The organism is Chitinophaga sp. sic0106 (genome assembly GCF_019219075.1).
Classification (GTDB): domain Bacteria; phylum Bacteroidota; class Bacteroidia; order Chitinophagales; family Chitinophagaceae; genus Chitinophaga.
This window is the reverse complement of sequence record NZ_JAHUWJ010000011.1, coordinates 217531-229436: the sequence shown is the minus strand read 5'-3', so window position 1 is coordinate 229436 and position 11906 is coordinate 217531. Positions and strand designations below refer to the sequence as shown.

The window sequence follows — 11906 nt, the reverse complement described above, 5'->3', positions numbered from 1 at the left end:
GCCGCCAGCTTCCTTCAGATTCGCAGTCGCCCGCGACACCCTTGCTATTGGCTAACCCTTCCTACTACAAAGTGGGTTCGGGACTTGCACCCTATAGCAGATCGCCATGCCTGGCGCACACAAAAAAAACCGCCCCGGGAGTCCCGGGGCGGCTTATATAATATGCGTTGTGTTGCAAATTAGTGTTTTGCAGCAGTATCAACAGCAGCAGCAGCAGCTGAATCAACAGCAGCTTTAGCAGAATCAGCAGTTGCGTTAACAGCAGCGTTTGCAGCGTTAGCAGCAGAGTCGATAGCTTGAGTAGCTTCAGTAGCAGTAGAATCTACAGCTTTCTGCTCAGCGTTACCACCACAAGCAACTGCGAAAATACCGAAAGCGGCAACCAGGAAACCAAATTTAATTACGTTCTTCATCGTACAATAATTTAGGATGTTTTTTGAATGATTTAACCTTTATACCGGGATCACCCAAAAGGTAACCCAATGTTTTAAAAATTTTTTTTTCGGTACTTTGGGTTACCAAACGCCTTTTAACTGTATTAAGAGTGAAGCAAATTCAAGACATAGCAAAAGATAGGGATTTATTGCTGGGGTTGGCAAAAAGTGATGGTAAGTCATTGGAAATCATCTATTCAGATAATTTTCCGGTTGTATTACGCATGATTTTACAGCATAACGGAACCGAAGACGATGCCAAGGATGTATTCCAGGAAGCCATCATTATATTATATGAAAAGGCCTGTAAAGGAGACTTTACACTCACCAGCCGCCTGAAAACTTTCCTGTATTCTGTTTGCCGCCACCTCTGGCTCAAAAAACTACAGAGCAACCACGGCCTGTATGCCCTCCCGACGGAACTGGAGGAAATCATACCTGCCGAAGACATTGTAGACGACCACGAGGCTAAAGACGAACAGTTCCGTATCATGGAAAAAGCTATGGACAGCCTGGGGCAACCATGCAAAACTATTTTGGAAGATTATTACCTGCACAAACATTCCATGCAGGAAATAGCGGACAAATTTGGCTACACCAGCTCGGAAAACGCCAAAAACCAAAAGTACAAGTGCCTCATGCGACTCAAAAAAATGTTTTTCGATAAATACAATACATCATTATAAGCAGCAGCCATGAAAGAAGATATGTTTCTCATCAGTGAAATAGAGCGTTACCTCGAAGGGGAAATGACTGTGCAGGAGAAGGCTGCCTTTGATGAATTGCGTAGAACAAACCCACAGATCAACCGCCAGGTAGAAGAACACCAGCTCCTCATCCAGGAACTGGACCACCTCGGTAAACGTAAAGATCTGCAGGCCCAGATGGATCGCATCCACCAGCAACTGGATATGCCGGCCATCCGTACCACCGTTCAGGAAGCTACCCAGGCCAGCAAACGCGCCCGTATACGCCGCCGCACCATCGCCAACCTGGCAGCTGCCGCCTGTATTGCCCTGGTAACCTCCATTTCTACCATCGCAATTATTCAGAACAGCAGCCGAAACAAATCTACCGCCCAGTATGAAGACGTCAGACGCGTGCTGAACAACATCCAGCGCTCTCAAAACGCCCTCATCAACGATATTAAAGATAAAAATAAAGCACCCCTCAATCCAGGTACCTACGGCGGTACAGGTTTCGCTGTTTCCGGCAACGGTTACATCGTTACCAACCTCCACGTAGTGGCAGGTGCTGACTCCATCTACGTTCAAAATACCAAAGGCGACGCCTATAAAGCAGTCAGCGTATTTGAAGACATCTCCAGCGACCTGGCGGTGCTCAAAATTGCCGACAGCACCTTTAAAAGTCAGCCATTACCTTACGCCCTCAAACCTCAAAGTATCACCCTCGGTGAAGAAGTATTCACCATGGGCTACCCAAGGGATGAAATCGTTTATGGTAAAGGATATATTTCCGCCAAAACCGGCTTCAACGGCGACACCACCGCCTACCAGGTATCTATCCCGGTTAATCCGGGCAACAGCGGAGGCCCGCTCCTGGATGCCAAAGGTGATATCGTAGGTATTATCACCGGCAAACAAACCACCTCCGACGGTATCGCTTTCGCAGTGAAATCCGCCCACCTGAAACGCCTGCTGGATGAAATGCCGAAAGACAAGCAATCCAAAAAAGAATGGGCACATAAAAGTAAACTGGAAGGAATGAATCGTGTGGACCAGATCAAAAAAGTAGAAGAATTTGTATACCTTGTAAAAGTATACAACTGATAATTCGATAACTGAGTAATGAAAAATAAACGAAAAGGTCCTGCAACGTTGCAGGACCTTTTCGTTTATGTGTATCCGGTATATTCTTTAAAGCAACACGTTTCCGTAGTAATACATTTTATCAGGATTACGGTGGAATAAGTTTGCAGCCATTAACCTATAGCGGTAGCTGCATCAAAAAATCGTTGTGAAGCCGCTTCCAGAGAAGTTTTAAGCTCACCCTTCTGCATACCGGCTGCTGCCACTTTTAATTCCCGGCCCATTACAAATAATACTGTTTCATCAAAAGGACCTTTGGGTTTTGGAGGAATTTTAACCGGGCGTGGGCAAAGTTCATCTGTGAGCTGGGTAACAAACTTAGCGCCTGCACTACCACCCTTTTCCTGGGCCTGTGTAATCATATCACCAGCCACCGCTTTTGCAAATATCTCTTTCGAAGAGCCAATAGTTTGAACCGGACCACGGGGGATAATTACATCCCAGATAGCAGGATTATGCAGCGCCGCAAGTCCCAGCGCACCATATTTACGCACCACGTTCTCGATGGTCCATGGAACAGGTTCAGGATCTAAACGCATGGTGGTAAACTCACCATTCACAAAGTTGTGGGCTACTGATTCCAGCAAAGCGCTTTTTGAGGAGAAATCTAGGTTTGCCATTGTAGTATAATTTGGGGTATTGAAATAAATTCACCACCCAATTTGTCGGCATTAACATCTCCCAGGGAAACAAAATTTAAAAATATTTTCGCAATAACACCACTACCAGGATGAGGAAAAACAACCCGATCAGTACATAACCATACGGAAACCCTTTTGGTGCGGGCCCTTTCACAGCAGCAGCATCCCCAATCAATACCGCGGAAGCCCAATAATAGGGCAATTGCCGGTCCCGTTCCTGTCCATCCAGATAAGCCAGTTTGGCCTGTTGTAAAGCTATATCCTTAGGCATACCATGTGCCAGCGCATCGTGGAGCTTTTCTGTGAGTTCATATGTAGCATTGTTATCGATCTTCCACAGCGAGGTGATTACCGCCGGTATACCTGCCATGCTGAAGGCCCTGCCCAGGCTCAGCACCCCCTCTCCCCTGGCCAATTTCCCTGTACCTGACTCACAGGACGATAGTATGATCAGCGCGGTAACAGTGTCTTCCAATAACCCTATTTCAGGCAAACGCAAGCTGGTATCCGCCAGGTAAAGCACCGGCTCTGTACCTGCCGCGCTGGCATGGGTATACAACTGTACCACACTGCTGCGCGGTAACTGCTCCAGGAAATTATCCCGGTTAGCTTTGGTACCGGTTAAAACGCGTCCTTTATTATAGTCTTTCCGTATCCGGCCCACCGATGCTGCTGCACCAGGCAATGGCTGCAACTGTAAGTCCGCCGCATATTCCACCGGCGCTATTCCCAAAAAAGGATACACTGCCCTGCCCATGGCCCGCTGCTGCTTCAGCAAAGAACCAGCGGCATACGTGTAACTAAACGCATGCTTACGCAACAGGTAACTGTTATGCGCCAAAGTATCCGTTAACAAGGCTTCGAAGGGAATAAAATATTCATCACCGGAAATAATGACCCTTTTGCCTGGTAATTGCAGCGGCGCAAACAACTGCTTGTACACTTTGTATGACAACTCACGATAACGACTATACGCCGTTGTAGTAAATGCCCGCTGATCCATTGTTTCAAGCAAATCTTCCACGTCCTTTTTCACATAAGGCAATTTGTATAAACGTGCTCCCTGCACAGTAACCTGCAGCACGTATGCCAAGCTGTCGGCCATAAAATAGCTCACCAGCTCCTGATCCGCCGCCAGCAACTGCTTACGGATCAACGCAGGCGTGGCTGCGCTGGTATCATACTTATACCGGTAATATCCCGGGTGCCGCTGTTCCAACCCTGCAATAAACCGCTCCAACCCTTTCTCTTCCCGGAAAAGTTGTTGCGATGCCTCCTCGTATGCCGGCGTACCAGCCGTTTCCATGGCAAGCTGCTGCTGCATGGCATTCACGCGGATACGCAGTTGCTGCTCCTCCGCTGCCGCTGCCGCTGGCAACAGCCGGCGGGCACCTAACTCATTTAGTTTATCATTCAGCAATACGGCGCGACTCTTCTCAAAAAAATGGCAGGCTGCGTTAGCATCCTGCAGGAGGTAACTTACCTCTATCGCCTGCGCATACATCTTACGCGTGCGGTTACGCCAGTACAGCTGGGTCGGCTCCCCGGATTGTTTCCAGCGCATCAGGTCCACTGACAAGTCTGCAATCATAAACGTTTGTAACGCCGCCTTCCCCCATTGCTGCTCCCCGGTACTGCGGTAAATTTCCATTAACGATTCAGCCTTATTACTCAGCAGCGTGTATACGAAGTAGTTATTGTTTACCAGGCGAAGCCGGTCATAGCCGGGATTCGCAGTGATAGCCGGGTCCTTAAAGTTAACCGGCAGTGTAGTAAGTCCCAGCTGGTAGTTGACCAATGCCTCCCGGTACTTTTTAAGGTTCCAGCAGGCGGAGCCAATATTATTATATACACCTGCCAGCACATAGGGATCAGCCGATTTTATGGCAAACTGCACGCCTTGGCGGTAGCATTGCATGGCCTGCGCCGGCTGGTGGATGTCCAGGTAAAAATTACCCAGGTCGAGCGTATTCCTGGCACAGTCGCTCCAGCGGGCAGCTGCTTCATTCCAGCGCAGCACCTGGCGGTACCAGCGGACCGCTTCCTTTTCCTGCCTGAGTTTTCCACAAACCGCCGCATATACGGTATAACAAACTATTTTGTAGACTTCTGGTGTAGTGGGCGTGAGCATAGCGATGGCCTGGCGAATCACGCCACCGGCAGCGGTATCTTCCAGGGCAACCATGGCCTGTGCTTTCTGTGCCATCAGCGCTATTTCCGACAAACTATTCCTGACGCTATGCGCCACCCTGTAGCCCAGTTCGGCAATGTTTTTTGCCTGCTGGTATTGCCCGTTGTTGTAAAGTGAAAAGGCTGATCTTTCAAATGCCAGCAGTGCGATAGCTGTTTTCTCCGGAAAGCGGATACCTAAAAGGATGCAGCTGTCGAAATAATGATACGACTCCTCATAGAGATACAGCTTATCGTAAAACAGTCCCAGGTTGAAGTAGCTGTTGACCAGGAAAGGCTCCTGCCGGTCTTTGGCGGTGCTATTGACGGCAATGGCATCTTTCGTATAGGCAATAGCGTTATCCCACGATTGCTGCAGGTGATAAATATTTCCCATTCGGTGAACGATGCGTGCATACACGCTGTCTTTCACCTTATAACAACGTTTTTGTATGGCCAGCAAAGAATCCAGCTGATGAATTTTACTATTGTTGTCATCAGCACTTTGCTCCACCGCTATCACAGCCTGCATCAGGGTTTGACGGGCAGGGCACTGTGCGCCGGCATGGAAATAAGTAGCCAGGCAGCAGATTATCATCAGCTGCCTGCGCATCATCGCAATAGTATTTATCAGGTTATGCCTTATATACTACTGTTTAGTTGTGAATAATATATCTGCCTTCTTTTACTTTCTCTTTAATCATTTCGTTTTTTGATGCACTCACTTCCCTTGCGTTAAGGAAAGTTTCTTTCTTCAGCTGAGGAACATACATACTCACCGGACACATAGCCGCAATCCGCCCGGTGACTATAGCCGTAGCAAATGAGGAGCCTGATATGTAGCTGTTATTCAGCATCAGCGGTACCCTGAATTGCTGCATTCCATTTTCTGAAATATCCGCTTTCACACCAATATCCACATATCGCGAAGCGAAGTTTTGCGTAGGACTTACAGCCGTATCATTTACCGTGGTAGCCACTATTACGTTGCTGCCGATGTTATTAAAACAGGCCGGGTACATGTTATGTTTAGTGAGGTCGCGTAAGTCGGCCTCGCTGAGTCCTGCTTTAATGGCGCTATCATCAGCGGCGGCAGAGCGGTTACCTGCGGAGGTAATGAACAGGATTCCTTTTTGTGCCAGCACGGTGGTGATCATTGAATCCAGTGGCCGGTAAGGATTGGATTTGTACCCGCTGTAATAGCCCCAGGAGGCATTGATTATGTTAGCCTGGTGACTCACGGCGTAACCGATAGCACACATGGTACCAAACATATCTCCTTCTGCTTTTTGGTCGTGCGTTTTCAGGATCATCAGTTGGAGTGCGTTAGCGCTGTCCCGCTGGAATTCATTCAGGATAAACAGCGCGATGTGGCTACCATGGCGGCCCGGATGATCGTCTCTGACATCTGCATTATTGTTCGCAAAATTCCAACCCACCACATCATCTTTCATGCAGTTGCCATCATCATCGTTGTTATTGCCAGCCGTTTCAAGCGGGTTTTTCCAGGTGTAGCCAGCGTTCAGTAAGGCTTCATCCAGTCCGGTGTCAAGAATGGCTACCCGCACCGGTGTGCCTTTGTTGTTGAACCGGCGGGATACCATTTTTGTAATCTGTGCAGGCTCCTTAGCATCCCTGTCAGGAGGCATCTGGAAGATGAAATTCGGTGAATAGTAAGAAGAGGTGTCTTCGCCCTGACCTTGGGAGCCGGTACCGGTAGTAGTGCCGCCTCTTACCGGGTCAGCGAAAACGTAGGTTTCAATGCCGGGTGCATTCCAGAGTTCCACGGGCATGTCTGTACAGTTGGGGCATCCCTTTACCTGTATCTTCGTAGTATCGATACCGTAGTGGTGCATACTGTCTTTTATGCGGGTACGCTCCGCAGCAGTGGGGGTATGTTTAAAGATCAATACCAATTGGTTCTTGCGGTATGGTGGCGATGCATAGGCGCTATCCGTACGCGTAATTTTAGTAACAAGCACTGGTTCCTTACAGCGACGCAGCAAAAACAGTACAATGATAATCGCAATTATCAGCAATAGTAATAGCAGATTTCGAGGTTTCATGATTAAAGTTTGTTCAGCCAGTCGGTAGCGTATTTGCTGCCGGGCAGCTGGTTGTTCTTAACTTCCAGTAATAACTTTTTGGCGAGCTGTAAGTCTTCAGGGGTGCCGCGTTGTAACAATGCCAGTGCTTTGTAAAATGGTCCGGGGTTGGCATACAGCGGGATCTGTGTTAGCAGATCAAACTGCGCGATTGCCATATCATAACGTTTGGTAACAAGGTATACGATGCCAAGGTATTTGATGGCATCTGTTTTTACAGATGCGGTGTTGGTCAGCGTGGTGAATATTTTTTCGGCGGTATCATAGTCACCTTTATTATAGGCGGCAATACCGGTTTGCAGGCTATCGCCTTCACTGCTCATGGTCACACTTAGTTCACGCAGATTTTCTTTGATATAGCCGTCCGCAAGTTTTGACGGTGCTGGTGATTTGCTGAAATACAACCAGCCGGCAATTACCAGCAGCAGCAACGTGGCTGCTGCCGCCAGGTAGCGCCCAACGGGACGTTTAACCGCGACCATGCTCACCGGCATTTTTTTAAAAGCTGCCGCTTTATGTTGATGTACTTCTTCTTTTATTACGCTGCGGGCACTGAGGTAGAAAGCTACCTCCCGGGCAAATTCCTGGTCAGTAGTGCAGCGCTGTTCAAACGCCGCTTTTTCTTCCGGCCCTAATGCTCCGGTAAAGTAATCATCGATGTAATGTAGTTGCTCATTCATAACCAGGCATTTTTTCCCTTAATTTATCCAGGCATCGTCTTCTGCTTACTTTCACGACTTCAGCGGAGTTATAATGCAGCATGGCAGCAATTTCACGATCAGGGTATCCATCTTCAAACAGCAGCAACAGCTCTTTACATTTTTCACCAATTTCCGCCAGTTTTTGACGCAGGAGGGTATGGTTGTTATGGTCTATCAGCTGCTGCACCGCATTTCTGGCATTATCCGGAAGCATCATCATCATGCTGTCCAGGTCGTAGGTGTGATGAACCCGCTCTTTATTAGTCGCGCTTTTCCGTTTCAGGTCAACACATTTATTATAAAAAATCTGGGAAATATAAGTTTTGAGAGAGGCCCGGTGTTCAAATTTGCCGGCTACCACGTTGTCTATCACAGAAATAACTGCGTCGGAATAGGCGCTGGCACTGTCATCCATGGTCAGGTTATATTTACGTTCTCCCTCCCTGGTGAGATAGAAAAAAGAGGTATAGAGCAGTTCTTCAAAAGAACGTCTTGTGGGGCCGCCCAACTGTAAGCCTGCAAGGATTTCTGCGTCCCTGCTACTATTTACTGTTATGGGTATCATACAGGTTAATAAATAAAGAATTGGGGAAAACTAATATACGTAAAAAAAATTCATCAATGTTGTTTACCTCGGGTTTAATCTTTCGACTAATACTTATAGTTAACACAGTTTGTAACCCCAAAAACCTCCTTGTAGGTATAACCCCCAAAAAGAAAAGGGTGATCAATTCGCTTGATCACCCTTCTTATTTAAGCCTGTGGCCTTATTTCTTTATCCAGTTTTTATATTTATCTGTTATCCAGTACAGCAGGTCGTTGTTTTCCAGGCTGCGCATGGTTTCATATGAAGGATAGTTGTCACGCATAAAATGTTGCAGGGAATCGCCTGACAAACCAGTTACCCGACTAACCAAGGCAGGGGTATAACGGGAATCGATATACTTTTCTTTCTCCATGGTTTCGTAATTCTCTTTAAACTGGCGTTTTTGTTTTTCTTTTTTAGAGAATCGGGTAATCGGGCTGAACACTATCCCGGCACCTTCCGGCGTATTTCCCCCGGCAAGCGGCTTGTTGGGCAGGTCCAGCAGATAGCCGTATTGATCCCGGCGGGCCATGGAATCCAGCTGATATGGGGAATATTTAGCACTGATATCTACTCCTTTGAGGAATTTACTGGTCACCGTCATCCGGATATTGATGGTTTGACTGCCGGATGTGGCTGTTACCAGCACGGTATCCGATACATATCCTACAAATGTAACCGATAAGCGGTCGCCCCGGGAAGCATTAATACGGTAAAAGCCTCCCTGGTCCGTCACCGAGTGTTTGCCGGTAGTGAGGTTGGTAACAGTAGCGTACGGTAATACCAGCCTGTTTGTATCGGACACCACACCGGTTACTACCACCTGCGCCTGCACGAACTGCATGGTCAACATCAGCATACAGCCTAAGGCCAAAATGCGGGCAATTTGCTTTATCATCTATTAAGGTTTTAAATCCTGACGGTTATCTACTCCAATCAACATATCAGCTACTCCATATGTTCAGGTATATCTCTCTACAATATTACAGTTTTATGAAAAACAAAAATCCTTCCAGTCTGGTGACCGGAAGGATTTTTTATGCATGAAAATTTTGTTTGATTTTTTAATGACCTGCAGTACGTCGGCATCCACAAAACCGCACACCTCTTTATCCAGCGGTCACTTTAATGCGGGTATCAAACTGCTGCGATGCACCAGGGGCCAGTTCTACCAGGCCTAAACCATTGTTGAATGCATTAGGCGCACCACTCAGGTTTTCGATGGCGATACTTTTGCGATGCGGCGGTATATAGACCTGCAAAATCGGATACTGTGCGGAAGGATAGAAGCTGATACTGATATTCTTCACCGGATCGCGCAACACTGCCAGTGGCTGTGAAGCAGCAAAATCCAGCACGAAGGAATTATCCAGCTCCACTCCCTGCAGGCCTTTACCCGTTCTGAACTCGGTAAAAGGCAGCACTTTTCCTGTAGGGATCAGCTTCTCATCAAATTCTACAATCTGTTTGGAAGCAAAGGTGAGCACCAGCTGATCCACCGGCGTGCCGGTAGAAAAATACGGATGCCAGCCGTCCATCAGGGGCATCACTGCGTCACTTTTACTGGTTATAGTAGTGGTGATCTGCAGCTCATTATCCGGGTGCAGGGTATAAGTGGCCGTGCAATCGTAAGCAAACGGGAAACCTGCATCTTCCTGATTATAACTATATGCAAGGGTAACAGTAGCCTTTGCCTCATCCGCCTCCTGGGATACCACTTTAAAAGGAGCATTGTACAGCAGGCCGTGGATGGCATTTCCAGGAGCAATGGTTTTTTCCAGCGTATAGTCTTTACCGTTAAAGCTATACCGGGCATCCTTGATCCGGCAGGCGTACGGACTTAGTTTTACATTCTTGAAGCTGTTTTTAAGATCCTGCTGCATATCTGCCAGGTCTTTATAGCTGTCGATCAGGTTGAGGGTGTTATTGCCCTGTTTCACCTTAAACGTGTGCAATAAAGCACCATGTGCCGGAATAATTCCTACGGCAGTACCGCTTTTTCCGTCTGTCAATGCCACAATATCAAAACCACCTTCCTGTAATGAAAGTATACTAAATCTCATTGTTCCTGTTTTATTTGCATACAAAATAGTCAAAAAAATCAGATGGCGTTATTGATAATATTCTCCAGCCATTCCTGACGGCCGCTGGTCAGTTTAGGCTCACCGTTAGCTGCTGCGAAGTTGCGCAGGTCTTCCAGGGAGAGTTTACCGCTTTCAAATTCCAGGCCTTTACCGCTGTCGAAAGAAGCGTAACGGTCTTTACGGAATTGCTTATATGGAGAATTTGCCAGCACTTTTTCTGCGATAAGCGCCGCTCTTGCGAACGTATCGATACCGCCGATGTGTGCGTGGAAAATATCTTCGAGGTCAGTAGAGTTACGACGGGTTTTGGCATCGAAGTTAACACCACCACCTGCAAAGCCACCGGCTTCGAGGATGATGAGCATACTTTCGATGAGCTCATTCAGGTTCATCGGGAACTGGTCGGTATCCCAACCATTCTGCGCATCACCGCGGTTAGCATCGATGCTACCCAGCATACCTGCGTCAGCGGCTACCTGCAGCTCATGCTGGAAGGTATGGCCGGCGAGGGTGGCGTGGTTTACTTCGATATTGAGTTTGAAATCCTTATCCAGTCCGTACTGGCGCAGGAAACCGATTACGGTAGCGCTGTCGAAATCGTACTGGTGCTTGGTAGGTTCTGCTGGTTTAGGCTCGATGAAGAATGTACCTTTAAAGCCTTGTTTGCGGGCATAGTCGCGCGCCATACCGAGGAAGCGTGCCAGGTGTTCCTGTTCACGTTTCATGTTGGTGTTCAGCAGGGTCATATAACCTTCACGGCCACCCCAGAACACGTAGTTTTCGCCACCCAGTGCGATGGTAGCATCCAGTGAGTTTTTCACCTGTGCGCCCGCATAAGCCACCACTGCGAAGTCAGGGTTGGTAGCGGCACCATTCATATAGCGAGGGTTGCTGAAAACATTGGCGGTACCCCACAGCAGTTTTACACCGCTGGCGGACTGTTTTTCTTTTGCGTAAGCAACGATCTGCTGCATACGGCTTTCATATTCGGCAATGTTCGCACCTTCATCTACCAGGTCCACATCGTGGAAGCAGTAATAAGGTAAGCCCATTTTGGTAATGAACTCGAACGCGGCATCCATTTTATCTTTTGCGCTTTGTACAGCATCAGTGGCTACCAGCCATGGGAAGTTTTTAGTACCAGGACCAAACGGATCTCCACCGGTGCCACAGAAGGTATGCCAGTAGGAAACTGCAAATCGGAATAATTCCTTCATGGATTTGCCGGCAATAATTCTGTTTTCATCGTAATAACGGTAAGCCAGTGGATTGTCTGACTGTGGTCCTTCAAATTTGATCTTACCGATCCCTTTGAAGTATTCCTGGTTTCCAAGTGTAATGCTCATAACTATGTTAA

Annotated in this window: 11 protein-coding genes; 2 read left to right on the top strand and 9 right to left on the bottom strand. The window is 47.7% G+C overall.

Features of this window, described 5'->3' with window-relative positions:
• Window positions 1-179: 179 nt before the first annotated feature.
• Complete coding sequence (locus KW844_RS17815; RefSeq protein ID WP_073083736.1) at window positions 180-413, bottom strand: hypothetical protein; 234 nt, start codon at window positions 411-413, stop codon at window positions 180-182.
• 131 nt (window positions 414-544) lie between these two features.
• Here KW844_RS17815 and KW844_RS17810 point away from each other — a divergent pair, with 131 nt between their 5' ends.
• Both KW844_RS17810 and KW844_RS17805 read left to right on the top strand, forming a co-directional pair.
• Window positions 545-1120: a sigma-70 family RNA polymerase sigma factor gene (locus KW844_RS17810; protein WP_218378127.1), complete on the top strand. Its 576-nt coding sequence runs from the start codon at window positions 545-547 to the stop codon at window positions 1118-1120.
• A 9-nt stretch (window positions 1121-1129) separates the two neighbouring features.
• Window positions 1130-2224 (top strand): S1C family serine protease, encoded by a 1095-nt coding sequence (locus tag KW844_RS17805; protein ID WP_218378126.1) that lies wholly within the window; start codon window positions 1130-1132, stop codon window positions 2222-2224.
• 152 nt (window positions 2225-2376) lie between these two features.
• Here KW844_RS17805 and KW844_RS17800 read toward each other — a convergent pair whose 3' ends face one another.
• The 8 genes from KW844_RS17800 to xylA all read right to left on the bottom strand — a co-directional run bounded on the left by KW844_RS17800 (window position 2377) and on the right by xylA (window position 11895).
• Entirely contained in the window at window positions 2377-2883 is a 507-nt protein-coding gene (locus KW844_RS17800) for a hypothetical protein (protein WP_218378125.1), read from the bottom strand.
• Window positions 2884-2959: 76 nt separating this feature from the next.
• On the bottom strand, window positions 2960-5689 hold the full coding sequence (locus tag KW844_RS17795) for a CHAT domain-containing protein (protein ID WP_218378124.1): 2730 nt from the start codon (window positions 5687-5689) through the stop codon (window positions 2960-2962).
• Window positions 5690-5729: 40 nt separating this feature from the next.
• Window positions 5730-7139 carry a S8 family serine peptidase gene (locus KW844_RS17790; RefSeq protein ID WP_218378123.1) on the bottom strand — a complete coding sequence of 470 codons (1410 nt, stop codon included), beginning with the start codon at window positions 7137-7139 and terminating at the stop codon, window positions 5730-5732.
• 2 nt (window positions 7140-7141) lie between these two features.
• A complete protein-coding gene (locus KW844_RS17785; protein ID WP_218378122.1) occupies window positions 7142-7858 on the bottom strand; it encodes a hypothetical protein in 717 nt (238 codons plus the stop codon).
• Window positions 7851-8444 carry an RNA polymerase sigma factor gene (locus tag KW844_RS17780; RefSeq protein WP_218378121.1) on the bottom strand — a complete coding sequence of 198 codons (594 nt, stop codon included), beginning with the start codon at window positions 8442-8444 and terminating at the stop codon, window positions 7851-7853. The genes KW844_RS17785 and KW844_RS17780 overlap by 8 nt, the downstream gene beginning before the upstream one ends.
• A gap of 202 nt (window positions 8445-8646) precedes the next feature.
• Window positions 8647-9363: a carboxypeptidase-like regulatory domain-containing protein gene (locus KW844_RS17775; protein ID WP_218378120.1), complete on the bottom strand. Its 717-nt coding sequence runs from the start codon at window positions 9361-9363 to the stop codon at window positions 8647-8649.
• Window positions 9364-9574: 211 nt separating this feature from the next.
• Window positions 9575-10528 (bottom strand): aldose 1-epimerase, encoded by a 954-nt coding sequence (locus tag KW844_RS17770; RefSeq protein WP_218378119.1) that lies wholly within the window; start codon window positions 10526-10528, stop codon window positions 9575-9577.
• Window positions 10529-10566: 38 nt separating this feature from the next.
• Window positions 10567-11895, bottom strand: coding sequence for a xylose isomerase (xylA, locus tag KW844_RS17765; protein WP_218378118.1), 1329 nt, complete (start codon window positions 11893-11895; stop codon window positions 10567-10569).
• Window positions 11896-11906 lie beyond the last annotated feature (11 nt).